Genomic DNA, 23,804 nt, shown 5'->3' on the forward strand with positions numbered 1-23,804 from the left:
GCGCCCGAAGCCGCCGTGCCGCGCGCCGCCACCCCGCGCGTGGCCGCCGAAGCCGCGCCCGCCGCCCCGCTGCACGCGCGCACCGAAGAAGAATCGAACGAACCGGTGCTCAGCACCGCGCAACAATTCCAGGTGCCGCAGCACACCACCGGCCCGCAGGACCACCTGGCCCAGGCGGTGGCCGCCGCCGTCCAGCGCCAGCAGCCCGCCCCGATCGCCAACCCCGCCAGCGTGGCCGTACCTACCGTGCCGGTCGTCATGCAGGTGGCCACGCCCGTGGGCGGCACCCACTGGGGCACCGAGCTCGGCCAGCAGATGGTGGTGATGAGCAACAACGTGCGCCAAGGCACCCAGACTGCCGAACTGCGCCTGGATCCGCCGGACCTGGGCCCCTTGCGCGTCAGCCTGAACCTGGCCGACGGCGTGGCCAGCGCCTCGTTCGTGTCGGCCCACGCGTCCGTGCGCCAGGCAATCGAAACCGCGATTCCGCAATTGCAGCAGGCGCTGGCGCAGGCCGGCATCTCGCTGGGCCAGACCAGCGTCGGCGAACAGGCCGCGCAGCAGGAATTCGCGCAACAGAATGGCGGCGGTTCGCAACGCCAGGGCGGCGGCAATGGCGCCGCGGTGGCCGATGGCGCGATCGATGGCCAGCCGGTGGCCGTGACGTCGCCGCGCAACGCCAATGCGTTGGTCGACACCTTCGCGTAACAATCCCGCGGCCCGCAGCCGGCAACGGTTGCGGGCGGTGCAGCAATAGCTTGAGATACGCGGCTTTCGCCCTGTTTTTCGCCTCCAAGCCGGGGCGTGATTTCGGGCAGAATGCTTTCATCCACTAAGAATCCGTTTTCATCAGCGGCAAAACACGCATCGACACCGAGATGGCGACTTCCAAACCCACAACCATGCCGCCGCGCGGCCCGCTTCCGACACGCTCTGGCGGCATCGGCCGCATTCTTCGCCCGTTGATCATGATCCTGGTGCTGCTGCTGGTGGCCGCCGCCAGCGCGGGCGCGACCTGGTTCATCACCCAGCGCATGCAGCCGCAAGGCGGCGCGCCGGTGCAACTGGGCGTGGGCCAGACGCCCGCCGGCCAACCGGGCCAGCCCGGCGCCGCGGGCCCGCAAGCCACGCCGACCACGTTCGTGGCCCCGCCGGCCACGCCGGCCGCCGTGCCCGCGCCGATTTTCGTGCCGATCGAAGCCTTCACGGTGACGCTGCAGAACGCCGACACCGAACGCATCATGCACGTCGGCCTGACGCTGCGCGTCAGCGACGAGCAGACCCGCGTGCGCCTGGAAAAGTACATGCCTGAAGTGCGCAGCCGCATCCTGATGGTGCTGTCGTCGCAATCGCCCACCGGCGTGCAGACCCAACAAGGCAAGACCGACATGGCCAACGCCATCAAGCAAGCCGTCAACCGTCCGTTCTCGCCCCTGCCGGACGGCCAGTATGTCACCGACGTACTGTTCACGGCGTTCGTGGTGCAATAAGCATGGCCTACGAGGCGTTTCTTTCGCAGGACGAAGTCGACGCGCTGCTGGCCGGCGTCACGGGCGAGAGCGACAGCAAAAAGGAATCCGCGGGTCCCAACGACGGCGCCCGCGCCTATGACCTGAGCTCGCCCGACCGCGTGGTGCGCCGGCGCATGCAGACGCTGGAGCTCATCAACGAGCGTTTCGCGCGCCAGATGCGCAGCGTGCTGTTGAACTTCATGCGCCGCAGCGCGGACATCACCGTCGGTTCGATCAAGATCCAGAAGTACGCGGACTTCGAGCGCAACCTGCCCGTGCCGAGCAACCTGAACATGGTGCAGATGAAGCCGCTGCGCGGCACCGCCCTGTTCACGTACGACCCGAACCTGGTGTTCCTGGTCATCGACAGCCTGTTCGGCGGCGATGGCCGCTACCACACGCGCGTCGAAGGCCGTGATTTCACCACCACCGAGCAGCGCATCATCCGGCGCCTGCTCAACCTGACCCTGGAAAGCTACGGCAAGTCCTGGGACCCCGTCTATCCGATCGAGTTCGACTATGTCCGCTCGGAGATGCACACCAAGTTCGCCAGCATCACCGGCAACAATGAAGTGGTGGTCGTCACCTCGTTCCATATCGAATTCGGCGCGACCGGCGGCGACCTGAACATCTGCCTGCCCTATTCCATGATCGAGCCGGTGCGTGACCTGCTCACGCGGCCGCTGCAGGAAACCACGCTGGAAGAAGTGGACCAGCGCTGGTCGCAGCAGTTGTCGCGCCAGGTGCGCAGCGCCGATATCGACGTGGTTGCCGAATTCGCGCGCATCCCGTCCAACATCCGCGAACTGATGCGCCTGAAAGTCGGCGACATCCTGCCCGTGGATGTACCGGAAACCGTCATCGCCAACGTCGACGGCGTACCGCTGATGGAATGCGGCTACGGCGTCTTCAACGGCCAGTACGCCCTGCGCGTGCAAAACATGTTTACCTACGATACCGAATCAAACGAGGCCCCCGACCATGACTGACAAGAACGAGCCCGGCACTGGCTCGTCCCCGGCCGACGACTGGGCCGACGCGCTCGCCGAACAATCCCGCGCCAATCCGCCCACCCAGGCGGATGGCCTGAAGCCCCAGGACGACTGGGCCGCGGCCATGGCCGAACAGACCGCCGCCACGCCGCCCGCGGCTGCCGCGCCGGCTGCGCCCGCACCCGCGCCCGCGGCACCGGCCGCAGCCCCCGCGCAATCGGCGGCGCAATCGGTGTTCAAGCCCCTGGCCGGCAGCGCTGCCGGCACCGGTACCGACATCGACCTGATCATGGACGTGCCCGTCCAGCTGACGGTCGAACTGGGCCGCACCCGCCTGACCATCAAGAACCTGCTGCAGCTGGGCCAGGGTTCGGTGGTCGAACTGGACGGCCTGGCCGGCGAGCCGATGGACATCTTCGTCAACGGCTACCTGATCGCCCAGGGCGAAGTGGTGGTGGTGGAAGACAAGTACGGCATCCGCCTGACCGACATCATCACCCCGTCCGAACGCATCAACCGCCTGAACAACCGGCGTTGACGCGTTGTCCGCCATGAACGATTCCGCCCTGCTGCGCGTCATCATCGGCCTGGTGCTGGTGCTGGCCGCCATCCTGGCCGCGGCCTGGATGGCGCGCCGCGCCGGCCTCACGCAGCGCGGCGGCGGCAACCTGCTCAAGCAGGTCGCCAGCATGCCGGTCGGCGCGCGGCAGAGCATCGTCGTGGTCGAAATCGAGAACACCTGGCTGGTCGTGGGCGTAAGCCCCGGCCAGATCACCCCCCTGCATACCCTGCCCGCCGGCGAACTGCCGCAGGGCGCGCCGCTGCCCGCCGCCGCCTTCGCGGCCAAGCTGGGCCAGGCGCTCAAGCGCCGCTAGACGGTGCCCGTATTCCCCAGATCATGAGCTTGCCGACAAGCACCCTACCCCGCGCCCGCCGCAACCTCGTGCCCATGCTGGGCGCCGCCGCGGTGCTGGGCCTGGCGATGTTTCCGGCCGGCGTCGTCGCCCAGGCCACGCTGCCGGCGCTGACCGCGACGCCGGGCCCGAACGGGTCCGAAACCTACTCGCTCAGCATGCAGACGCTGCTGCTGATGACGTCGCTGTCGTTCCTGCCGGCGGCGTTGCTGATGATGACGGGCTTTACCCGCATCATCATCGTGCTGGGTTTGCTGCGCAGCGCGATGGGCACCGCCATGTCGCCGCCCAACCACGTGCTGATCGGCCTGGCGCTGTTCCTGACCTTCTATACGATGTCGCCGGTGTTCGACAAGATCTACGCCGACGCCTACAAGCCGCTGTCCGAAGGGTCGATCCAGTTCGAGACCGCGGTCGAGCGCGCCGCCGGCCCGCTGCGCACCTTCATGCTGCACCAGACCCGCGAGAACGACCTGTCGCTGTTCGCCAACCTGGCCAAGCAGCCGGCGCTGGACGATCCGTCGCAGGTGCCGCTGCGCATCCTGGTGCCAGCGTTCATCACCAGCGAACTGAAGACGGCGTTCCAGATCGGCTTCACCATCTTCATTCCGTTCCTCATCATCGACCTGGTGGTCGCCAGCGTGCTGATGGCGCTGGGCATGATGATGGTGCCGCCCGTGACCGTGGCGCTGCCGTTCAAGCTGATGCTGTTCGTGCTGGCCGACGGCTGGAACCTGCTCATGGGCTCGCTGGCCCAGAGCTTCTACCAATAGCCGGGGAATCGCCATGACCGCTGAAACCGTCATGACCATGACCTACCAGGCGATGAAAGTCGCGCTGGCGATGGCGGGTCCGCTGCTGGTCATCACGCTGATCGTGGGCCTGGTGATCAGCATCTTCCAGGCCGCCACCCAGATCAACGAAATGACGCTGTCGTTCATTCCGAAGCTGCTGGCCATGTGCGGCGTGCTGGTACTGCTGGGCCCCTGGCTGATCGGCATCATGGTCGACTACATCCGCCAGCTCATCGGCCAGATTCCCGGCCTGGTGTCGTAGCGGCACGCGCCGCCGGCCCCGGGGACGCGTCCACATGTTTGCCTTCACGATCGAACAGCTCAACGGCTGGATCGGCCAGTTCCTCTGGCCGTTCGTGCGCATCCTGGCGCTGATCGGCACCGCGCCCCTCTTTTCCGAATCCACCGTGCCGGTCAAGGTCAAGGTCGGCCTGGCGTTCGTGCTGGCCGTGGCCATCAGCCCGGCCCTGGACCCCGCGCCGCCCATTGCCCCGGGCTCGTTCGCCGGCCTGTGGATGGTGATGCAGCAGGTGCTGATCGGCATCGCCATGGGTTTTTCGATGCGCCTGGTGTTCGCCGCCGCGCAGACCGCGGGCGAATTCGTCGGCTTGCAGATGGGCCTGTCGTTCGCTTCGTTCTTCGACCCCAGTACCGGCGCCAACACCGCCGTGCTGTCGCGCCTGTTCAATATCGTGGCGATGCTGACCTTCCTGGCGCTGGACGGCCACCTGCTGGTGCTGGCCGCGCTGGTGCGTTCGTTCGACACGCTGCCGGTGGCGGCCATCCAGCTGCACCAGAACGGCTGGGGTGTCGTGGTCGAATGGGGCAAGACCGTGTTCGTTTCCGGCCTGCTGCTGGCGCTGCCGCTGATCTGCGCACTGCTGACGATCAACCTGGCCATGGGCATCCTGAATCGCGCCGCGCCGCAGCTGTCGGTGTTCTCGGTGGGCTTTCCGGTCAGCCTGATCGTGGGTGTGGTGCTGCTGACCGTGGTGTTGCCCAACTCGGGGCCGTTCCTGGAGGCGCTGTTCGAATCCGGCCTGTCGACGATGAGTCGGGTGACCGACGCGTTGGCGGGACGGTAGGCCGTCCTTGTTTCGGCGTGAAAAAGCCGGCCCCACCGGGCCGGCTTTGTTCTGGGCGAGCCGCGCGCTGCTACTGCTGGCCGGTCAGGCGGAACACCCGGATCGTCTCGCGCAGCGCGCCCGACTGGTTGCCCAGTTGCAGCACGGCGCCGCCCAGTTCCTGCACCAGGGCCGTGTTCTGCACCGTCATTACATCCATCTGCGACACTGCGGTGTCCACCTGCTCGATGCCGCTGGACTGCTCCTGCGAGGCCTGCGAGATCTCGCCGATGATGTCGGTCACGCGGTGCACGGCGGCCACGATCTCTTCCATGGTGGCGCCGGCCTGTTCGGCCTGGGCCGAGCCTTCGGTGACGCGGTCGACCGAATCCTCGATCAGGCCCTTGATCTCCTTGGCCGCTTGCGCGCTCTTTTGCGCCAGGCTGCGCACTTCGCCCGCCACCACCGCAAAGCCCTTGCCGGACTCGCCGGCCCGGGCCGCTTCCACGGCCGCGTTCAGCGCCAGGATGTTGGTCTGGAAGGCGATGCCCTCGATGATGCTGACGATGTCGACGATCTTGCGCGAGCTGTCGGAAATGCCGTGCATGGTGTTGACCACCTGCCCCACCGCCACGCCGCCCCGCCGCGCCACGTCCATGCTGCTGGCGGCCAACTGGTTGGCCTGGCGCGCATTGTCCGCGTTCTGGCGCACGGTCGACGTCAGTTGCTCCATGCTGGCCGCGGTCTGCTGCAGCGATGCCGCCTGGCCTTCGGTGCGGCCGGCCAGTTCCTGGTTGCCACGGGCGATATGCACGGCCGCCTGGGTGGTGCCTTCGATGCCGCGGTACACGTCCTGGGCGATGCCGACCAGGCTCTTGCGCATGACTTCCAACGAGAACTTCAGGCTGCCGATCTCGTCGTCGGAATCCGCGACGATCTGCGTAGTCAGGTTGCCCGCAGCCACCTGGCGGGCCATGTTGGCCGCATCCACCAGGGGATCCAGCAGCGAACGCGACAGGCTCCAGCCCAACGCGAAGATCCCGGCCACGCCCAGCGCGATCAAGCCGCAGGCCAGGCCGACGCCGGTCGCGTCCAGTGTGTCCCAGTTGGCGCGCAGGCCGTAGGCGCCCGCCGCCACCACGATGCCCGAGGACAGCAGCGCATGGCGGAACATGCGGCTGCGCACGCTGCGCTTGAACGGAAAGGCCAGCAGGTCCAGGCTGCGGCGCCAGCCCGCCCGCACCGGGCGGCCGCGCACGATACGCACGCCGCGGGCACGGCCTTCGCGGATGCGGGCATACAGTTCCTCGGCCATTTCGATCTGGTCTTCGCTGGGGCGCACGCGCACCGACGAATACGCCACGACCTCGCCGTTCTCGACGATGGGCGTGGCGTTGGCCAGCACCCAGTAGTAGCCCCCATCCTTGCGGCGGTTCTTGACCAGGCCCAGCCACGACTCGCCGGCCTCCAGTGTCTGCCACAGGTCTTCATAGGCCTCGGGCGGCATGTCCGGATGGCGCACGATGTTGTGGGCCTTGCCGATCAATTCTTCGCGGGTGAATCCGCTGACCTCGACAAAAGCCGGATTCGCGTAAACGATGCGGCCCTTGGTATCGGTGCGCGAGATCAGGTACTGATCCTCACGCAGCTTGGTTTCCACATTGTTGACTGGAAGGTTCACGCGCACAGCTTGTCTCCGGTTACACCACATATAAGCCACAACCTGTTCACCGGCCAGGTTTCAGGCGTTATTGTCATTAACGTCAATATTTTCGAAAACTTAACGGCCAATAGCTTTCGCCCCGGCGGCCGCGATCGGGCGCCGGGGCGAATGGGGACCGGTCAGCGGCCCTGCCGGGCCGCCGCGGATCAATCCTGCGTCAGCGTGGGCGCCTGATAGCCGCCCAGTTGCTGCGCCGGCACTTCGATCACTTCGCCGGCATTGATCTTGAAGACGGCCACGGCTTCGGACAGGCGCTGGGCCTGTTCCTGCAACGAGCCGGCCGCGGCTGCGGCTTCTTCCACCAGCGCCGCGTTCTGCTGCGTCACTTCGTCCATCTGCGAGACCGCGCGGTTCACCTGGTCGATGCCGCTGGATTGCTCTTCCGATGCCGCCGAGATCTCGCCCATGATGTCGGTCACGCGCTTCACGGACGACACGATTTCCTGCATCGTGGCCCCGGCGCGCTCCACCTGCTGCGAACCGGCGCCGACCTTGCTGACCGAATCCTCGATCAGGCCCTTGATTTCCTTGGCCGCCTGCGCGCTGCGCTGGGCCAGCGAGCGCACTTCGCCCGCCACCACCGCAAAGCCCTTGCCCTGCTCGCCGGCACGCGCGGCTTCCACCGCCGCGTTCAGCGCCAGGATGTTGGTCTGGAACGCAATGCCATCGATGACCGAGACGATTTCCGAGATCTTGCGCGAGCTGGCCGAAATGCCTTGCATCGTGTTGACCACTTCGGCCACGGCGGAACCGCCGCGCTCGGCCACGTCCGACGCGCTGGCCGCCAGCTGATTGGCCTGGCGCGCGTTGTCGGCGTTCTGCTTCACGGTCGAGGCCAACTGCTCCATCGACGCCGCCGTTTCTTCCAGCGAGGCCGCCTGCTCTTCCGTACGGCTGGACAGGTCGGTGTTGCCCGCGGAGATTTCGCGCGAACCGACGTTGATCTCGTCCACGCCGCGGCGCACGGCCGACACGGTGCGGGTCAGGCTTTCCTGCATGCGCTTGACGGCGGCCATCAGCACACCGATCTCATTGGTGGAATTGACTTCCACACGCGTGGTCAGGTCGCCGCCGGCGATGCGGTCAAAGCTGTCGCTCACCTGGCGCAGCGGCCGCAGCACCACCCGGTTCATGAACAGGAAGGCGCCCAGCGACACCAGCAGGATCACCACCGCCAGGGCGATGTAGACATACGTCATCACCGTCGCCTGCGCACGCGACGCCGCCACCTGCTCTTCGCTGTAGGTGGTGATGGTGGCCGCGAACTCGTTCAGTTGCTTGGAAAATGCCCCGCTGGCGGCTGCCGTCCTGGTGTTCTTCAGGCTCAGGTATTCAGCATTGTCGCCCCGATCCAGTGCGGCCAGCATGGCCTGCAGGCCGTCGGCAAAGCCATTGAACGAGGACAGCAATTGCCCTTCGGCGGTGCGACCGATCTCGGTGATCTTCGGAATGGCCTTGAAGCTCTCCAGCTTCTTTCTGGCATCGGTCATCAGCTGCTGCACGGTACGGGTGTTTTCCGCCGCACCGGCCTTGTCGCCCGCCGCGCGTTGCGCCGCGGCGAGGTCGGCGCGGATGGTCGCGCGCAGCATCTGCACATAGGCGTCCTTGATCAGATTGCTCTGCTGCACGCTCAGGCTGTCCAAGGCGTTGATCGCCTCGGCGTTGGACCGCATGTTGCTCCAGCCCAGCGCAATGGCAACCAGCGCGGCCACGGCCACAGCCAATTGGGCAAGCATCAAGCCCGTGCGCACCTTCAGATTGCTAAACATGTTCCGATAGTTCCGGTGGTCGTCCGGGCGGCGCTTCACGAGCCGCCCCAACGTAAAAGGGTGTGTTCTCTGCTACCTGTTCAAGACACCGACAGCCTTACCGTCAGAAGGACTCCCAGTCATCGTCCGCGGGCGGCGCACGGCGGGACGCCGCGGGCGAAGGCTTGATCGGCTTGGCATCGGTGGCGTCGGTGGTCTTGACGACCGGGCGGCGCAGCGGACGGGCGGCGGTGGCGCCGCTATTGGCCGTCGGCTTGGCGCGGGCCGGCTGCGCCAGGCGCGGCGCGGTCGCGGCGGCAGGCTTGACAGGCGCCGGCGCGGGCTCGGCCGCCGGCTTCGCAGCCGCTTCGGGCGCGGGCTGGGACACGGCTTCCGGCGTCGAGGCCGCGGCAACGCGCGGCGGGGTGCCGCGCGCCGGGGCCGCCAAGGGGCGAGCCGGCACGTCGATGACCGCACCGGCGTTGATCTTGAACACGGCCACGGCTTCGGCCAGGCGCTGGGCCTGTTCCTGCAGCGAGCCGGCCGCGGCCGCCGCTTCTTCCACCAGCGCCGCGTTCTGCTGCGTCACTTCGTCCATCTGCGAGACCGCGCGGTTCACCTGGTCGATGCCGCTGGATTGTTCTTCCGATGCCGCCGAGATCTCGCCCATGATGTCGGTCACGCGCTTCACGGACGACACGATTTCCTGCATCGTGGCCCCGGCGCGCTCCACCTGCTGCGAACCGGCACCGACCTTGCTGACCGAATCCTCGATCAGGCCCTTGATTTCCTTGGCCGCCTGCGCGCTGCGCTGGGCCAGCGAGCGCACTTCGCCCGCCACCACCGCAAAGCCCTTGCCCTGCTCGCCGGCACGCGCGGCTTCCACCGCCGCGTTCAGCGCCAGGATGTTGGTCTGGAACGCAATGCCATCGATGACCGACACGATTTCCGAGATCTTGCGCGAGCTGGCCGAAATGCCTTGCATCGTGTTGACCACTTCGGCCACGGCGGAACCGCCGCGCTCGGCCACGTCCGATGCACTGGCCGCCAGTTGATTGGCCTGGCGCGCGTTGTCGGCGTTCTGCTTCACGGTCGAGGCCAACTGCTCCATCGACGCCGCGGTTTCTTCCAGCGAGGCCGCCTGCTGCTCGGTGCGGCTGGACAGGTCGGTGTTGCCCGCGGAGATTTCGCGCGAACCGACGTTGATCTCGTCCACGCCGCGGCGCACCGAAGCCACGGTGCGGGTCAGGCTTTCCTGCATGCGCTTGATCGCCGCGAACAGCTGGCCGATCTCGTTGGTGCTGCGCACCTCGATCCGGCCCGTGAAGTCGCCGCCCGAAATCTTTTCGAAATGGTCGCTGGCCTCGTGCAGCGGGCGCAGCACCGTACGACTGATGAAAATCCAGCATCCGGCCGCCAACAACAATGCAATCGCCAACAAGGCAATCGTGACCATGCGCGAAATGTTGTGGTCGACCTCGGCCTGCGCCGCCAGTTCATCGGTGCGCTTGTCGATGAAACCCAGGTAGGCATCAACCGCTTCGCGGAATTTGGTGTTGACGCTGCTGGCCGAGTCGTTCAGGTTCAGGTAGTCCTGGATGGCCATGCCGGCCAGTGCGGCCGACTGGCGCTTGAGCACGCTTTCGTATTCCTTGAGCGCGGCATCCACGGCCTGCAGCAACGGCTCGGTGCCGGGCAGTTGCGGCGTCTTGCGAAAGGCGTCCATCATCTTGAACGCATCCTGCATCAGGCCATCCGAGCGCTGGGCCTGCTGGGTGGCCTGCTCGGTCTTGCCCTGCTGCATGTCCATCAGCGACGTCGACAGCAGCAGGCGGGCGCGCAGGAACACGGTGTAGGCCCGGTTCAGGGGCACTGCCTGGTCCGAATACGCGCGGTTGATCTGTTCCAGCTTGTCATTGCTGGAATTCAACCCCAACCACGCCACGCCGTTGGAGACGAACATGGCGCCCGTGAAGAGCAACAGCACCAGAACTATGCAGGTGCGAACTTTCAAATTGACAAGCATGAAATATCCGAGCGTTATGCAGCGTGAAACGACAAATTTCCTACCCTGCACGCACACACGGACGCTCCGGTTCGGCACCGGAAGCGTCCGTAAGGGCGCAACTTGCCGCGCCTTCCGGGCGCGGCCTATGGACTCACCGCATTACTTGCGGCTGAACAGACTGGAACCCTGGATCGTCATGAACGCCGCCGATGCGGCCTGCAGCGCCACCTGGCGCAGCGCCAGCTGGCTGGCGCCCGAGTAGTAATCCAGGTCTTCCAGGTCCGACAAGGACTTGGAATACGACAAGCCCTTCTGGACACCCGTGCCGTCCAGCGCTTCCAGTTCATTCATGCGGGCGCCGACCGAAGCCGCGACCGTCTGCACGTTGTCGTAGGTGTTGGACAGCTTCTTGTTGGCCGTGGCCAGTTCATTGGTCAGCTTGGCCAGGGCCACGGCGTCGCCGGCAATCGGCGAATCCAGCGTCTTGATCAGGCTGTCCAGCGTGTTGAACATGTCGACGTTGGCGGACTGCATGCTCTCGACGTCGATCACGTCGCCGTTCTGCGGCGTGCCCTTGACCGTCACTGCCACGCCGCCGAAATCGATCGACGAATCCGGCTTGTAGGGGGTCGGCACAGCCGGCGGCGCCGGGTTGATGACGGGCGGCACTGGCGGATTGGCGTTGGGCGAGGTCGTGATGACCCGATAGCCCATGTTGCCCGTCGCGGGGTCCGATTCAAATTGCAGGCTGAAATTCTTGCCGATGTTGGGGCTGCCCGGCGTCACCGACACCGTGCTGAACTGCGCGGTGCCCTTGTTGGCCGACGCGGCGGTGCTGACATAAGCCTGCGAGCCCGGATTGGCGCGATTGAAGATGTCGCTGCCGAGGTCGCTGGTCGACATCTGGCGCGACTGGTCGACCTGCACGGTGCGCTCGCCGGTGGCGCCGCTGTAGACGATCTTGCCGTTGGCGTCCTGGGCGTACGGAATCACGCCGCCCTGGTAGCCGGAGAACAGGTATTGGCCGTTGCCGTCGGTGCTGTTGGCCAGACCCAGCAGCGCGTCGCGGGCGCTCTTGAGGGCCGTGGACAGGGCCTGGCGATCGCTGTCGGCGAAGGTGCCGTTACCGGCCTGCACGACGCGGGTACGCACGTCGGCCAGCGCCGTCGTGATCGAATCCAGGATGTTGTTTTCCTGGCCCAGATTGGTCTTGGCCGTACCGCGGTTCAGCGAGTACGTCGAGTTCATGCTCTGCGTCTGTGCGACGTTGATCGCCAGCGACGCCGACAGCGGGTCGTCGGCGGGGGTCAGGAACTTCTTGCCGCTGCCCACCTGCTCGACCAGGCGGTTCATGTCGGATTCCTGAGAAAGAACGCCCTTCAGGCCGTTCGAATACATCATGGAGGTGCTCAGGCGCATGGGGAAGCTCCGAATTTATCTTTATTGGTCACGATTCAACGGCCCGATCAGCCGCGCAAACCCAGCAGCGTGTCGAACAACGTGCTTGCTACGTCGATGATGCGAGCGCTTGCCTGGTATTGCTCCTGGTAGAGCGACAGGCTTACGTATTCTTCATTCAGGTTCACGCCCGACACGGCTTGCTGCGCTTCCAGCTTCTGCGTGATGAGGTTGGCCTGGGCGGTGGCCGCCGACTTGATCTGCTGCGTCTGCACACCGACAGTGTTGACCACCTGCGAGAACATCTCGTTGATGCTCATCGTGCCGTGGCCCAGCACCTTGGCCGTCTGCAGCTGCGCCAGCTTCAGGGCGTTCTTGCCGTTGGCGTCGCCGCCGGTGGCGTCGGCCGCGGCGATTTTGTTCGGATCGGTGATCAGCACGTTGATATCGCGGGCAGCGTCGCGGGTAGGCGACAGCGACCACTTGTCGCCAGCCTGGGGGGGTGCATCGATCGTCAGGGTGACGCCCATTTCGGCGTCCAGGTTCAGGGTCGCGGTCGGCGGGGTGCCGTTGGCCGGGCCGTTGTACACCTGGGTGCCTTCCGGCAGGCGCGTCACCATGTAGTTGGTGCCGTCAAACGCGATCTCGTAGTCTTTGGCGTTGATGTTGTTCACGTTGGTGAACGTGCCGCTGATCTGCGCACCGCTCTTGTTATTGGCGTTCGGCACGCCCTGGGGCTTGCCGACGCTGAAGAAGTCGGTGCCGGGGTTGCCGGCGGTGTCCAGGCCCTGCTTGTGCTGGTCGTTGAACGACAACGCCAGGCCTACGGCCATCTGGCCCAGCTGCGCCTGCATCACGTCCAGCGAGGTCGCGCGGAACTGCAACAGACCACCCAGCTTGCCGCCGGTGACCTCCGCATCGTTCAATTCCACCGACACGGTCTTGCCGCCCGAACCGGCCGGCAGCGTGTAGGCGATGACGGTGCGGCTCACGTCCTTGGACGAAGACACCGCTTGCAGCGGGTAGATGGTCTGGCCCGACAGCAGCGCCTGCCCGCCCGAGGCGAGCGAAATGTTGATCTTGTCGCCCTGCTCGTAGGTGGTCACGCCGATCAGCTGGTTCAGCTCCGACACGGCCTGGTCGCGCTGGTCCATCAGGTCGTTGGGCGGATTGCCGCCGGCCTTGGCGCGAGCGGTCGAAATCTGGGTGTTCAGGTCGTCGATGCGAGTCAGGTAGCTGTTGACCTGGTCCACCGTCGTGGAGATCTGCGTGTTCAGGCCCAGGCGCTGGTTCTGCATTTCCTGGTAGGCCGAACGGATCTGGGTGGCCATGCTGTTGGCCTTGCCCAGCAAGTCCTGGCGGGCCGCGGGGTCGGCCGGCTTGCTGGCCACGGTGTTCATGCTGGTGAAGAAATTGGACAGGCCCGGGGCAATGCCCACGGTGCGGTCGGCGAACAGGTTGTTGACCTGCGAGACCTGGTCGAACTGGGCCTGCAACTGGGCACCGCTGCCTTGCGCGCCGACCAGCTGCTTGTACAGGAAGCTGTCGTAGCTGCGCACAACGGTGTCCACCTGCACGCCGCGGCCGATGTAGCCGTTGCTGGTGGCCTGGGCGCCGGCGGTCGAGATCATGACGCGCTGACGGTTGTAACCGACCGTGGTGGCATTGTTGATATTGTGGCTGGTGGTGGCCAGGCCTGCCTGGGACGCGTTCAGCCCGCCCAATGCCAATTTATACAGATTCATGCTGACAATGCCCCGTATGTAACCGCAACTGATATGTCTGGATACCTGCTTAACGGCAGCAGATGGTCCAAATTTAGAGTCCTTCCAACATCTGGCGCGAAATATCGACCTTGGCGGCGGCGCCTCGCAGTTGGCCCATGACACCGATCAATTTCTGTGCGTACTGCGGGTCGGTGGCATAGCCGGCGGCCTGGATGCGGCGCGCGGCCTCGATCTCGTTGCGCGCCTGGGTCACGCTTTCGTAGCGCGGGCTGTTACCGATCAGGCGGGCATAGTCCGCAAAGGATTCTTCGTACGACGCGTAGGCCCGGAAGGGTTGCGTCACCTTTTTCGCGACACCGTCTTCATATTCGGTGGTCAGCACATTGACGACCTTGCCCTTCCAGCTGGCGCCGGCCTTGATGCCGAACAGGTTGTAGCTGGTGCTGCCGTCCGGATGCTTGATCTCGCGCTGGCCCCAACCGGACTCCAGCGCGGCCTGGCCCATGATGAGCCGGGCCGGCACGCCGCTTTGCTGCGAGGCCAGGTTGGCCGCGCGCGACATCTTCGAGACGAAGTTGATGACATGTTCGGGCGCGCCCTCGGCTGCGGCCAGGGCCCGGTCGCTGGCGCGGTTGTTGCGCATCACGTCCATCAGCGCGGACACCTCGCGCGAGCTGCCGGTGCGGAAATCGAAATCGGCGCCCTGCCCCAGGTTCTTGACCGCGTCGGCGGACAGGTCGCCCGGCTTGCCCTGCTGCATCTGCGCCAGGATCGACTTCGACAGGCCGATGCCCGGCGTGGCCAGGTGCAGCGCCAGTTGCTCGTCAGCCATGGATTGCAGCATCTGCGTCTGCTGCGAGTCGAACAGGCCCTCTTTGGGCGTGGCCTCGCGCATGCGCTTGAGCATCATCTGCAGGAACAGGGCCTCGAACTGCTTGGCGACCTGCTTTTGCTGGTCGGTGCCGGGGCCGTCGGGGTCGCGGGTCACATCGCGCTTCAGGTCCGACAGGCGCCCCATGTCGAACACGGAGTCCTGGCGGCTGCCCACGCGCGCGGCGTCGTTGGTGTAGGCCATGGCGGTCAGATGATCTCGAGTTCGGCGCGCAGCGCCCCGGCGCTCTTCATGGCCTGCAGAATGGCCAGCAGGTCTTGCGGCGTGGCGCCCAGGGCGTTCAGGCCCTTGACCACGTCAGCCAGATTGGCGCTGGTGGTCACGCGTTGCAGCGAACCGTTGTCCTGGCGCACTTCGATCTGGGTGTTCGGCACCACCACCGTCTGCCCTTCCGTGAAGGGCGTGTCCGGTTGCGACACCTGGTTCTGGCGGTTGATGATGACCGACAGGTTGCCGTGGGCCACGGCGGCCTCTTCGATCATGACCGTGCGGTTCATGACGACCGAACCGGTGCGGGCGTTGATGATGACCTTGGCCACCGTCGGCGCGCGCGTCACCTGCAGGTCTTCGATCTGGGACAGGAAGCGGGCCTGCGAGGCCTGTTCCATCGGGCTGCGCACCTGCACCACACGACCGTCCAGCGCCGTGGCCGTGCCCTGGCCGAACTTGCGGTTCAGCGCCGCCACCACGTTCTGGGCGGTGCCGAAGTCGGTGTTGTTCATTTCCAGGTAGATGTAGCCGTCACGGGCGAAGGTGGTCGGCACGCCGCGCTCGACGATGGCGCCCGCGCTGATGCGGCCGCCGTTGAGCTGGTTGATCTGCACGCTGGAACCGCCGGCCGACGCGCCCGCGCCGCCGACCAGTATGTTGCCCTGGGCGATGGCGTAGACCTGGCTGTCGGCGCCCTTGAGCGGAGTCATCAGCAAGGTGCCGCCGCGCAGGCTCTTGGCGTTACCCATGGACGACACCACCACATCCAGCGTCTGGCCGGGCCGGGCAAACGCCGGCAAGGTGGTGGTGACCATCACGGCCGCCACGTTCTTCAACTGCATATTGCTGCCGGCGGGCACGGTGATGCCCAGCTGCGACAGCATGTTGGTCAGGCTCTGCTGCGTGAACGGCGTCTGGCGCACCTGGTCGCCGCTGCCGTCCAACCCCACCACCAGGCCATAGCCGATCAGCTGGTTGCCGCGCACACCCTGGATCGACGCCAGGTCCTTGAGCCGCTCGGCGTGCGCCGCCGAAGCGCCGGCCAACAGGCCGGCCGCCACGCACAGGCGGGCCAGCAGGGACAGCACGGCGGAAATCGGAGTGGGTTGTTTCATGGTCAGAACGGCGAAGCGATCAGGAAGAAGCGTTGCAGCCAGCCCATGGTCTGGACTTCGTCCATGACGCCCTTGCTGCGATATTCGATGCGGGCATCGGCCACCTGGGTGGACGACACGGTGTTCGTTCCGGTGATCGAACGCGGGTCGACCACGCCCGAGAAGCGCACGTACTCGCTGCCCCGGTTGATGGCGATCTGCTTTTCGCCGGCCACTTGCAGGTTGCCGTTGGACATCACGCCCACCACGGTGGTGGTGATGGTGCCGGTGAACGCATTGTTGGCCGTGCTGTCGCCCTTGCCCTGGGATACGTTGCCGCCCTTGGCATCCAGGTTCAGGTTGGCGTTGGCCCAGCTGTCCATGAAGGACGGCGCGGCGGCGATGCCCAGGCTGGCGTTGCCGCTGCGGTTGGTGTTGGTGGCCACGTTCTTGGAGGCATTCGTCTTCTCGTTGAGCACGATGGTGACGATATCGCCGACGTTGCGCGGCCGGCGATCCTCGAACAACGGATAGTTGCCGTACGTCGTGGGCTGGTAGATCGAGCCCGTGGGCTGCGCCATGGGCATCGGCGGCGGCGGCGGCGCCGCCGTCGTCGGCCCGGTCACGATGGGTTCGGGCGGAATCATGGCACAACCGGCCACCAGCAAAGCCAGGGCCGCACTCGAAACCAGGCGCAGGACAGACATGGGCATCACAGTTGGGTCAGGCGGGCCAGCATTTCGTCCGAGGTCTTGACGGCCTTGCTGTTCATTTCGTAGGCGCGCTGGGTGGTGATCATGTTGACCAGCTCTTCAGCGACGTTCACGTTGGACGTTTCCACGTAGTTCTGCATGAACGTGCCGGCGCCGTCCACGCCGGGCTGCAGCAGGTTGGCCGGGCCCGAGGCGTCGGTTTCCAGGTACAGGTTCTCGCCCACGCTTTGCAGGCCGGTCGGGTTGATGAACGTGGCGATCTGCAATTGGCCGATCTGCACGTTCACGCCGGCAGCGCCCGGCTGGGTCACCGACACGATGCCGTCCTTGCCGATCGAGATCGACAAGGCGTTGTCCGGCACGTTCATCGGCGGCTGGATCACGTAGCCGCTGACCGTGGTCAGCTGGCCGTTCTGGTCGCGTTGCAGCGCGCCGTCGCGGGTGTAGGCCTGGGTGCCGTCAGGCAGTTCCACTTGCAGGAAGCCGCGGCCGTTGATCGCCACGTCCAGTTCGCCGCCGGTGTTGTTCAGGCCGCCGGTGGTGTGGATGCGTTCGGTCGCGGCCACGCGCGCGCCCGTGCCCAGCTGCAGGCCCGAGGGCAGCTGCGTGGCATCGCCCACCTGGGCACCCGGCTGGCGCAGGGTCTGGTACATCAGGTCCTGGAACACGGCACGGCCGCGCTTGAAGCCGTTGGTCGAGACGTTGGCCAGGTTGTTGGAAATGACGTCCATCGAGGTCTGTTGACCTTCCAGGCCCGTCTTGGCAATCCACAGTGAACGCATCATGGTGTAGTACTCCTGCTGCGGCGGCCGGGCCGCCCGCGAAAATTTTTATGGGGATCAGCTGACCGACAGGATGCCGTTGGCGCGCTCGGCGTTGCGATCCGCCTGCTGCACCACCTGCATCTGCTGCTCGAAGCGGCGGGCGTTTTCGATCATGCCCACCATCGCCGCCATGGGGTTGGTGTTGCTGCCTTCCAGCACGCCGGACAGCACCCGCAGGCTGGGGTCGGCAGGCACCGGCGGCGCCGGCTGGCCATTGACCGGCGCCAGGCGGAACACGCCGTCGTCGCCATGCACCAGTTGCGCTTCCGGCGGATTGACCAGCTTGATGCGCCCCAGGTTCAGGATGTTGTTGGGCGCGTCGCCCGCGCCGATGGCGGTGATCGTGCCGTCGGAGGTGATCGTCAGCGAGGCCTGGTCGGGCACGTCGATGATGCCGTTCTGGTCGGACATCACCGGTTGGCCCAGGGACGTCTGCAACAGGCCGTTCACACCCACCTGCAGGCTGCCGGCGCGGGTATAGGCCTCGCCCTGCGGGGTCTGCACGGCGATCCAGCCGTTCGAGCTGGCCAGGGCCACGTCCAGGTCGCGGCCCGTGGTCTGCATGTTGCCCATTTCGAAGTTGTTGCGGGGCGTGGACGCCACCGTCGAGACACGCGTCGGCAGGCTCACGCCGTCGTTCACCGGAACCGACCGGTACAGCGCGATCTGCTCGCGAAAGCCCGGCGTGTTCACGTTGGCCATGTTGTTGGAGAGCGCGGCCTGGTGCTCCGTGATCCGCGCTGCGCCATTCATGGCGGTGTAGATGATTCGATCCATTGCCTATTCCGTCGGTGTCGTCGCTTGCCCGTCAGCCATTACTTCAGGTTCATCAGGACTTGCATGATTTCGTCCTGGGTCTTGATGGTCTGCGAGTTGGCCTGGTAGGTGCGCTGGGCGATGATCATGTTGACCAGCTCCTTGCTCATGTCCACGTTCGAGGCTTCGGTCGCCTGGCCCACCACCTTGGACAGGCCGTTGCTGCCCGGCTGGCCCAGGATCGGCTGGCCCGAGGTCGAGGTTTCCTTCCAGGCGTTGTTGCCCACCGGCTGCAGGCCTTGCAGGTTGGCGAAGTCGGCCAGCACGATGGTGCCCACCACGGACGTTTCGCCGTTGGTGTAGTCGGCCACCAGGCTGCCGTCGGCGCCGATGTTGATGCCGCGGAATTCACCCGAGGTGTAGCCGTCCGGCACGGCCTTGAGCGCGTAGGCGCTGCCGTACTGGGTCGTGCCGGTGTAGTTCACGGCGATTGCCAGCGGATCGGCGGGCGTGGTGCCGCCGCCCGGGGTCGCGAACGACAGGTTCACCGTGGTGGCGCTGGTCATCACGCCGGCCTTGTTGAACGTGAACTTGGTCGGGTTGCCCCACACGCCGGCCGCCTGGGTGGTCGGCGCCATGGCCTGGCCGTCCATCGTGTAATAGACGTCGTAGGTGCTGTTGCCCGCGGCGTCAGCCGCGCGCTTGACGAAGTACTGCATCACCTGGTGCGAGTTGCCCAGCGAGTCAAAGACCGTCATGGGCGACGCATTGGTGTAGCTGCTGGTGACCTTGGGGTCGAACGGCTTGCCGACTTCGGTCACGGCGGCCGTATAGTTCTTGTAGCCCGGCACCTGGGCCAGGTCGCCCGTGGTGACGGCGCCGGCGGCGTCGATGGTGACCAGGTTGGGCGCGGCGCCATAGGTGCCGGCCGGCGGCTGGTTCACCCACACGATATTGCCCACGGGGTCGCGGGTGAAGTCGTACTGCGTGGCGGGCGACGGCGGCGTCGTGCCGGTCATCGTCACCGAGCCGTTCACGGCCGGCGAGGTCACGGTGTTGGTTTCGTAGATGACCTTGGCGTTGGCGTCCAGGTTGGCCACGGTGGTCGCGGTGGTGGTCGCCTTGGGCGCCACGTTGGCGGTGGGCAGCTGCAGCTCGACCGGGTTGGCGCCGATCGCGCCGGCGGGGTAGCCGGTCAGGCGGTAGCCCTGGGCATTGACGATGAAGTTGTTCTTGTCGACCAGGAATTCGCCGTTGCGGGTGTACATCACGGCGCCGCTCTGGTCGGTGACGCGGAACATGCCCTTGGCGCCGTCGATGGCGATGTCGTATTCGCCGCCGCCACCGTTCACGGTGCCCACGGTGAAGCGCTGGGTGATGGCCGACACCTTGGTGCCCAGGCCCACCCGCGAACTGGCGTACACGTCGGCGAACGACGCGGTCGACGACTTGAAGCCGACGGTGCCCGAGTTGGCGATGTTGTTGCCGATGACGTCCAGGTTCTGCGCTGCGGCGTTCAAGCCGCTCAATCCTTGTCCGAAGCCCATGTTTTCTCTCGCTAATCTCTAATGTGGAAACCGCCGCCGTGGCGCCGGCTGATAATCAAACCGGCCCGCCTCAGGCGCCGATCACCTTGCGCACGTCCAGCATGCTGGTCTGGCCGTCCAGGCCCAGATCCAGACGCAGGCCGTTGGTGGAGTACGCCACGCTCTTGACCTGGCCGAACTTCAGCATTTCCGCAGAAACCTTCTTGCCGTCGGCATCCGACGCCGACACGGACACGGTGTACGCGCCCGCGTCCAGCGCCACGCCGCCGTCGTTCTTGCCGTCCCAATCCAGCGTGTACACGCCGGCGCCCTTCTGGCCCAGTTCCATCGTGCGCACCACCGCGCCGTTGGCATCCGAAATGCGCACCTGCACCTTGGTCGCATCGCCCTGCAGGTCGATACCGTACGGCGTCACCACGCGCTCGGTCGGATGCTCGGCGTTCACGCCCACCTTGACGGTCGAACCCGGGATCAGCACGCCCTTGCCGATCATGGCAACGGCGTTCATGGACTGCGACACGTCGATCTGGCCGCTGATGGCCAGCATGGTGTTCTTCAGGTTGTTGATGCCTTCCACCGTGGAGATCTGCGCCAGCTGCGACGTCAGTTCGGCGTTCTGCATCGGGTTCAGCGGATCCTGGTTCTTCAGCTGCGTCACCAGCAGCTTCAGGAACTGGTCCTGCAGCCCTTGCGCGGTGGACGAGCCGTTGGCGCCCGATTGCGCCAGGCCCAGGCCGGTCTTGCTCGTGGATTGATCGACGGTGGTCATGAATTCACTTTGTCTGGATTATTCCGCGCGGGCGGCGCGGCGCGCGGAATGTGGGAATCAGGACTGACCGATGGTCAGCGTCTTCTGCATCAGGCTCTTGGCGGTGTTCAGCACTTCGACGTTGGCCTGGTAGGAACGCGACGCCGCGATCATGTTGACCGTTTCGGCCACCGGATCGACGTTGGGCATGCTGACGTAACCCTGGGCATCAGCCAGCGGATGCTTGGGGTCGTAGACCTGCTTCAGGGGCGACTGATCCTGCACCACGCCGGCCACGCGCACCCCGCCGATCTCCTGGCCCAGCGCCTGGCCGGCCGGAGGATTGACCTGGAACACCACCTGGCGGGCGCGGTACGGCTGACCGTCGGGGCCCACCACGCTGTCGGCGTTGGCCATGTTGCTGGCCGCCACGTTCATGCGCTGCGATTGCGCGCTAAGCGCCGAACCGGCGATATCGAAAATGCTCAACAAGGACATTGCCTGCGGCTCCCTATGAAAATCAATCCTGGATGGCGGCCATCATGGTCCGGATACGGCCCGACAGCAGCTGCATGGTGCTTTGGTAGTGCAAGGTGTTGTCGGCGAACTGGACGCGCTCGATGTCCATGTCCACCGTGTTGCCGTCCATGCTGGGCTGGTACGGCAGGCGGTACAGCAGGTCCGTCGGACCCTGCGACACGGCCTTGGCGGGGATGTGGCGCGCCGACGTCAGCGTGAGCGACGTGTCCGGCAGACGCTTGGTGCCTTCCATGGCGTTCTGCATCGCCGCCTTGAAATCGAAGTCACGCGCCTTGTAGTTGGGCGTGTCGGCGTTGGCGATGTTCGAGGACAGCACTTCCTGGCGCTGCGCGCGCAGTCCCAGGGACTGCTGGTAGAAGCGGAAATCTTCGTTAAGCCTGTCTAGCATCGGATCGCCTTCAATACGGATGAAACCCGGGACAGCGGACGCACCGTTATCCCATTGGATGACGGCATCATAGGGGTCGCGGCCGGAACACAATCAGCCAAATAACCCGTCATTTCTCATCCAATTCACGTATTGCCAAGTGACGCGGGCTTCTACAATTCAGTCATCATGAAATTCCCCGCAAGCCTTCGCGCGCGCGCCGCCTGCCTGGCCGCCCTGATCCTGGCCCCCACCGCCGCGGCCCAGGCGCAAGAGGCCGTCCAGGCGCCCGAAGCCATCGTCATTGCCGCGCAGACCTATCTGCTGGAACAGCTGGCGGGCCTGTCCGGCCAGCCGTCGGTCGCCATCGACCCGCCCAGGGTCGAGCGGCTGGCGCCCTGCGATGCCTTGTCCCCATTTATGCCCGCAGGCATGAAGCCGCGCTCGCGCATGACCGTGGGCGTGCGCTGCAATGCGCCCAAGTCCTGGACCACCTATGTGCAGGCCACGGTCAGCGTGCCGGGCTATTACTACGTGGCCTCGCGCATGATCGCGGCCGGCCAGGCCCTGACGCCAGCCGACCTGTCGCCGCGCGACGGCGACCTGGTCGCCCTGCCCCCGGGCGTCATCACCAACCCGGATACCGTGGTGGGCATGACGGCGGCCTATCGCATCAATGCCGGCCAGCCGGTCAAGGGCGCCGCGCTGCGCAACGCCCAGTCGGTCACGCGGGGGTCGAACGTGCGCATCAACGCCCGCGGCAACGGATTTGTGGTCAGCAGCGAAGGCCAGGCCCTGGACAACGCGGCGCCCGGCGCCACGGTGCAGGTGCGCACCGCCAGCGGACAGGTCGTAACGGGTGTCGTGCGCAATGCCGGGCTGGTCGAAATACAACTTTAGGCTATGTTACATATCGCGCGGCGGCGAGGGCTCGTCTACCCTAAAGTTCCTTCCGACCCTGTCGTTACAGAGACATAAGTAGGCGGATCCGTCGCAAACCGACCCAGGACGCCCTGCGGAGAAAACCTTGAAAATCAATTCGACCCCCAACCGGCCCATCTCGGCGGACGCCATCAGCCCCCGCGCCGAGTCCTCGGTCGCCCAGGCCTATGGCGCCGGCGGCGGTAGCAGCGCCAGCAGCTCGCAGGTCGCGCTGAGCTCGGCATCGCGCAAAATGCTCGCCTTGCAGGACGGCTCGAACGACATCAATGTCGAACGCGTCGCGGCCATCCGCGCAGCCATTGCGTCGGGCCAGCTCAAGATCGACACCAGCCGCATCGCTGACGGCCTGATCGCCAGCGCCCGTGACCTGTTGAAGTAGGCCTGCTCGCAGGCCTGTCGCCCCGTCCGTTTCATCTTCCGACCCGCATGACCATGAGCCCTGTCGATTCCCTGCAAGCCTGCCTCAAGCAGGAAGACGTCCTGATCACCGAGTTCTCCGCCATCCTGGAAGAAGAAACCAAGGTGCTGGTCGGACCGGGCAACGTCGACGCGCTGCATGACGTCACCGAACGCAAGGGCAACGTGGCCCAGCAACTGGTCGACCTGAGCCACGCCCGCGACGGCCTGCTGGCCGAACTTGGCCTGCCCGCCGGACACACCGGTACCGAACAGGCTGCCGTACTGCACCCGCAACTGTCGGGCGTGTGGCAGGCGCTGCTCAGCAAGTCCGCGTCGGCCAACGAGATCAACATGCGCAATGGCGCGCTGATCGACGTGCACATGCGCTACAACCAGCAATCGCTGGACGCCCTGCGCAACCTGGGCGGCATGGGCGTCACGTCCACCTACGACGCGCAAGGCCGCGGCGCCCGCAGCGCCCCGGGCCGCAAGCCCATCGTCGCCGGCTGACCGTCAGCCCGCCCAAAGAAAACAGCCCGCATCAGCGGGCTTGTTTCTTTGGGCTATCCGCAAGGAACCGCCCCGCCGCCGGGCCGCCCCAAGGCGGGGCGAGCCCCCTTGTATGCTTTGACGTGTTGGGTATGAAGTTCGTTTGATCGGCCCTGTACAGCCCGTTCCCCCTTTGAGCCTAGAGCTCGTCCCCGAGCATTGGGGCGTACAGTCCGCCGTGTTTGTCACTAAGCCCGAACAGTTACCCGAAGACAACTTCGAATGTTGCAAGGATGGGACATGACAGACGCGATGGTTAGCCAAGACAGCACCGAAGTCGTAGATTTTGTAGGCGTGGATATGGCCCAGAAGGATTTCGTCTGGAGCTTGCATGGAGTGAGGGG

Annotated in this window: 25 protein-coding genes; 11 read left to right on the plus strand and 14 right to left on the minus strand. The window is 65.8% G+C overall.

The window, feature by feature from the left end; genetic code table 11:
* The 8 genes from AC6LJ2_RS27275 to fliR all read left to right on the plus strand — a co-directional run.
* Nucleotides 1-708 (plus strand): flagellar hook-length control protein FliK (locus AC6LJ2_RS27275; protein WP_498152576.1); only part of this gene is annotated, 708 nt, incomplete at its 5' end.
* A 170-nt stretch (nucleotides 709-878) separates the two neighbouring features.
* Nucleotides 879-1,490: a flagellar basal body-associated protein FliL gene (fliL, locus tag AC6LJ2_RS27280; protein WP_263912445.1), complete on the plus strand. Its 612-nt coding sequence runs from the start codon at nucleotides 879-881 to the stop codon at nucleotides 1,488-1,490.
* 2 nt (nucleotides 1,491-1,492) lie between these two features.
* The gene (fliM, locus tag AC6LJ2_RS27285; protein ID WP_263912443.1) at nucleotides 1,493-2,500 is read left to right on the plus strand and encodes a flagellar motor switch protein FliM; all 1,008 of its coding nucleotides are present in this window, start codon (nucleotides 1,493-1,495) and stop codon (nucleotides 2,498-2,500) included.
* Nucleotides 2,493-3,041: a flagellar motor switch protein FliN gene (fliN, locus tag AC6LJ2_RS27290; protein WP_025138876.1), complete on the plus strand. Its 549-nt coding sequence runs from the start codon at nucleotides 2,493-2,495 to the stop codon at nucleotides 3,039-3,041. The genes fliM and fliN overlap by 8 nt, the downstream gene beginning before the upstream one ends.
* A gap of 13 nt (nucleotides 3,042-3,054) precedes the next feature.
* Nucleotides 3,055-3,378, plus strand: coding sequence for a flagellar biosynthetic protein FliO (gene fliO, locus AC6LJ2_RS27295; RefSeq protein WP_025138877.1), 324 nt, complete (start codon nucleotides 3,055-3,057; stop codon nucleotides 3,376-3,378).
* A gap of 23 nt (nucleotides 3,379-3,401) precedes the next feature.
* A complete protein-coding gene (gene fliP, locus AC6LJ2_RS27300) occupies nucleotides 3,402-4,190 on the plus strand; it encodes a flagellar type III secretion system pore protein FliP (RefSeq protein WP_445658819.1) in 789 nt (262 codons plus the stop codon).
* Nucleotides 4,191-4,203: 13 nt separating this feature from the next.
* Nucleotides 4,204-4,473, plus strand: a complete 270-nt coding sequence (gene fliQ / locus AC6LJ2_RS27305; RefSeq protein WP_175135941.1) for a flagellar biosynthesis protein FliQ — start codon at nucleotides 4,204-4,206, stop codon at nucleotides 4,471-4,473.
* Nucleotides 4,474-4,507: 34 nt separating this feature from the next.
* Nucleotides 4,508-5,296, plus strand: a complete 789-nt coding sequence (fliR, locus tag AC6LJ2_RS27310; protein ID WP_263912441.1) for a flagellar biosynthetic protein FliR — start codon at nucleotides 4,508-4,510, stop codon at nucleotides 5,294-5,296.
* Nucleotides 5,297-5,366: 70 nt separating this feature from the next.
* Here the strand turns inward: fliR and AC6LJ2_RS27315 are convergent, their stop codons facing one another.
* From AC6LJ2_RS27315 to flgB, 14 genes are all read right to left on the minus strand, one after another.
* Nucleotides 5,367-6,962, minus strand: a complete 1,596-nt coding sequence (locus tag AC6LJ2_RS27315) for a methyl-accepting chemotaxis protein (protein WP_263912440.1) — start codon at nucleotides 6,960-6,962, stop codon at nucleotides 5,367-5,369.
* Nucleotides 6,963-7,144: 182 nt separating this feature from the next.
* Nucleotides 7,145-8,767: a methyl-accepting chemotaxis protein gene (locus AC6LJ2_RS27320; RefSeq protein ID WP_498152577.1), complete on the minus strand. Its 1,623-nt coding sequence runs from the start codon at nucleotides 8,765-8,767 to the stop codon at nucleotides 7,145-7,147.
* A gap of 103 nt (nucleotides 8,768-8,870) precedes the next feature.
* Nucleotides 8,871-10,772 (minus strand): methyl-accepting chemotaxis protein, encoded by a 1,902-nt coding sequence (locus tag AC6LJ2_RS27325; protein ID WP_498152578.1) that lies wholly within the window; start codon nucleotides 10,770-10,772, stop codon nucleotides 8,871-8,873.
* 141 nt (nucleotides 10,773-10,913) lie between these two features.
* Entirely contained in the window at nucleotides 10,914-12,173 is a 1,260-nt protein-coding gene (gene flgL, locus AC6LJ2_RS27330; RefSeq protein ID WP_263912026.1) for a flagellar hook-associated protein FlgL, read from the minus strand.
* A 47-nt stretch (nucleotides 12,174-12,220) separates the two neighbouring features.
* On the minus strand, nucleotides 12,221-13,897 hold the full coding sequence (gene flgK / locus AC6LJ2_RS27335) for a flagellar hook-associated protein FlgK (RefSeq protein ID WP_263912025.1): 1,677 nt from the start codon (nucleotides 13,895-13,897) through the stop codon (nucleotides 12,221-12,223).
* 73 nt (nucleotides 13,898-13,970) lie between these two features.
* A complete protein-coding gene (gene flgJ / locus AC6LJ2_RS27340) occupies nucleotides 13,971-14,954 on the minus strand; it encodes a flagellar assembly peptidoglycan hydrolase FlgJ (RefSeq protein WP_263912023.1) in 984 nt (327 codons plus the stop codon).
* Between the two features lie 5 nt (nucleotides 14,955-14,959).
* Nucleotides 14,960-16,096: a flagellar basal body P-ring protein FlgI gene (locus tag AC6LJ2_RS27345; RefSeq protein WP_263912022.1), complete on the minus strand. Its 1,137-nt coding sequence runs from the start codon at nucleotides 16,094-16,096 to the stop codon at nucleotides 14,960-14,962.
* 2 nt (nucleotides 16,097-16,098) lie between these two features.
* Nucleotides 16,099-16,788 (minus strand): flagellar basal body L-ring protein FlgH, encoded by a 690-nt coding sequence (locus AC6LJ2_RS27350; RefSeq protein ID WP_263912021.1) that lies wholly within the window; start codon nucleotides 16,786-16,788, stop codon nucleotides 16,099-16,101.
* On the minus strand, nucleotides 16,788-17,573 hold the full coding sequence (gene flgG, locus AC6LJ2_RS27355) for a flagellar basal-body rod protein FlgG (protein WP_020927340.1): 786 nt from the start codon (nucleotides 17,571-17,573) through the stop codon (nucleotides 16,788-16,790). Before flgG ends, AC6LJ2_RS27350 begins: the two co-directional genes overlap by 1 nt.
* A 54-nt stretch (nucleotides 17,574-17,627) precedes the next feature.
* Nucleotides 17,628-18,389, minus strand: coding sequence for a flagellar basal body rod protein FlgF (locus AC6LJ2_RS27360; RefSeq protein WP_263912020.1), 762 nt, complete (start codon nucleotides 18,387-18,389; stop codon nucleotides 17,628-17,630).
* A gap of 38 nt (nucleotides 18,390-18,427) precedes the next feature.
* Nucleotides 18,428-19,915 carry a flagellar hook-basal body complex protein gene (locus AC6LJ2_RS27365; protein WP_263912018.1) on the minus strand — a complete coding sequence of 496 codons (1,488 nt, stop codon included), beginning with the start codon at nucleotides 19,913-19,915 and terminating at the stop codon, nucleotides 18,428-18,430.
* Between the two features lie 70 nt (nucleotides 19,916-19,985).
* Nucleotides 19,986-20,684 (minus strand): flagellar hook capping FlgD N-terminal domain-containing protein, encoded by a 699-nt coding sequence (locus AC6LJ2_RS27370; RefSeq protein ID WP_498152579.1) that lies wholly within the window; start codon nucleotides 20,682-20,684, stop codon nucleotides 19,986-19,988.
* 57 nt (nucleotides 20,685-20,741) lie between these two features.
* Nucleotides 20,742-21,161, minus strand: a complete 420-nt coding sequence (gene flgC, locus AC6LJ2_RS27375) for a flagellar basal body rod protein FlgC (RefSeq protein WP_263912015.1) — start codon at nucleotides 21,159-21,161, stop codon at nucleotides 20,742-20,744.
* Nucleotides 21,162-21,183: 22 nt separating this feature from the next.
* Nucleotides 21,184-21,591, minus strand: a complete 408-nt coding sequence (gene flgB, locus AC6LJ2_RS27380; RefSeq protein WP_263912014.1) for a flagellar basal body rod protein FlgB — start codon at nucleotides 21,589-21,591, stop codon at nucleotides 21,184-21,186.
* A 168-nt stretch (nucleotides 21,592-21,759) separates the two neighbouring features.
* Here flgB and flgA point away from each other — a divergent pair, with 168 nt between their 5' ends.
* The 3 genes from flgA to AC6LJ2_RS27395 all read left to right on the plus strand — a co-directional run bounded on the left by flgA (nucleotide 21,760) and on the right by AC6LJ2_RS27395 (nucleotide 23,421).
* Nucleotides 21,760-22,470: a flagellar basal body P-ring formation chaperone FlgA gene (gene flgA, locus AC6LJ2_RS27385; RefSeq protein ID WP_445658815.1), complete on the plus strand. Its 711-nt coding sequence runs from the start codon at nucleotides 21,760-21,762 to the stop codon at nucleotides 22,468-22,470.
* Between the two features lie 127 nt (nucleotides 22,471-22,597).
* Entirely contained in the window at nucleotides 22,598-22,891 is a 294-nt protein-coding gene (gene flgM / locus AC6LJ2_RS27390) for a flagellar biosynthesis anti-sigma factor FlgM (protein WP_263912012.1), read from the plus strand.
* Nucleotides 22,892-22,944: 53 nt separating this feature from the next.
* Nucleotides 22,945-23,421: a flagella synthesis protein FlgN gene (locus AC6LJ2_RS27395; RefSeq protein WP_498152580.1), complete on the plus strand. Its 477-nt coding sequence runs from the start codon at nucleotides 22,945-22,947 to the stop codon at nucleotides 23,419-23,421.
* Nucleotides 23,422-23,804: the final 383 nt, after the last annotated feature.

Source organism: Achromobacter sp. 1014246743 (assembly GCF_059760725.1).

Excerpts from the sequence above, each read along its gene's own strand:
- fliL (WP_263912445.1), top strand. The coding sequence starts at position 879 with ATGGCGACTTCCAAACCCACAACCATGCCGCCGCGCGGCCCGCTTCCG.
- AC6LJ2_RS27370 (WP_498152579.1), bottom strand. The coding sequence starts at position 20,684 with ATGACCACCGTCGATCAATCCACGAGCAAGACCGGCCTGGGCCTGGCG.
- flgA (WP_445658815.1), top strand. The coding sequence starts at position 21,760 with ATGAAATTCCCCGCAAGCCTTCGCGCGCGCGCCGCCTGCCTGGCCGCC.
- fliO (WP_025138877.1), top strand. The coding sequence starts at position 3,055 with ATGAACGATTCCGCCCTGCTGCGCGTCATCATCGGCCTGGTGCTGGTG.
- flgJ (WP_263912023.1), bottom strand. The coding sequence starts at position 14,954 with ATGGCCTACACCAACGACGCCGCGCGCGTGGGCAGCCGCCAGGACTCC.
- fliM (WP_263912443.1), top strand. The coding sequence starts at position 1,493 with ATGGCCTACGAGGCGTTTCTTTCGCAGGACGAAGTCGACGCGCTGCTG.
- AC6LJ2_RS27350 (WP_263912021.1), bottom strand. The coding sequence starts at position 16,788 with ATGCCCATGTCTGTCCTGCGCCTGGTTTCGAGTGCGGCCCTGGCTTTG.
- flgL (WP_263912026.1), bottom strand. The coding sequence starts at position 12,173 with ATGCGCCTGAGCACCTCCATGATGTATTCGAACGGCCTGAAGGGCGTT.
- fliN (WP_025138876.1), top strand. The coding sequence starts at position 2,493 with ATGACTGACAAGAACGAGCCCGGCACTGGCTCGTCCCCGGCCGACGAC.
- flgC (WP_263912015.1), bottom strand. The coding sequence starts at position 21,161 with ATGTCCTTGTTGAGCATTTTCGATATCGCCGGTTCGGCGCTTAGCGCG.
- flgK (WP_263912025.1), bottom strand. The coding sequence starts at position 13,897 with ATGAATCTGTATAAATTGGCATTGGGCGGGCTGAACGCGTCCCAGGCA.
- fliQ (WP_175135941.1), top strand. The coding sequence starts at position 4,204 with ATGACCGCTGAAACCGTCATGACCATGACCTACCAGGCGATGAAAGTC.
- AC6LJ2_RS27325 (WP_498152578.1), bottom strand. The coding sequence starts at position 10,772 with ATGCTTGTCAATTTGAAAGTTCGCACCTGCATAGTTCTGGTGCTGTTG.
- flgG (WP_020927340.1), bottom strand. The coding sequence starts at position 17,573 with ATGATGCGTTCACTGTGGATTGCCAAGACGGGCCTGGAAGGTCAACAG.
- fliR (WP_263912441.1), top strand. The coding sequence starts at position 4,508 with ATGTTTGCCTTCACGATCGAACAGCTCAACGGCTGGATCGGCCAGTTC.
- AC6LJ2_RS27395 (WP_498152580.1), top strand. The coding sequence starts at position 22,945 with ATGAGCCCTGTCGATTCCCTGCAAGCCTGCCTCAAGCAGGAAGACGTC.
- AC6LJ2_RS27320 (WP_498152577.1), bottom strand. The coding sequence starts at position 8,767 with ATGTTTAGCAATCTGAAGGTGCGCACGGGCTTGATGCTTGCCCAATTG.
- fliP (WP_445658819.1), top strand. The coding sequence starts at position 3,402 with ATGAGCTTGCCGACAAGCACCCTACCCCGCGCCCGCCGCAACCTCGTG.
- AC6LJ2_RS27345 (WP_263912022.1), bottom strand. The coding sequence starts at position 16,096 with ATGAAACAACCCACTCCGATTTCCGCCGTGCTGTCCCTGCTGGCCCGC.
- AC6LJ2_RS27365 (WP_263912018.1), bottom strand. The coding sequence starts at position 19,915 with ATGGGCTTCGGACAAGGATTGAGCGGCTTGAACGCCGCAGCGCAGAAC.
- flgB (WP_263912014.1), bottom strand. The coding sequence starts at position 21,591 with ATGCTAGACAGGCTTAACGAAGATTTCCGCTTCTACCAGCAGTCCCTG.
- AC6LJ2_RS27360 (WP_263912020.1), bottom strand. The coding sequence starts at position 18,389 with ATGGATCGAATCATCTACACCGCCATGAATGGCGCAGCGCGGATCACG.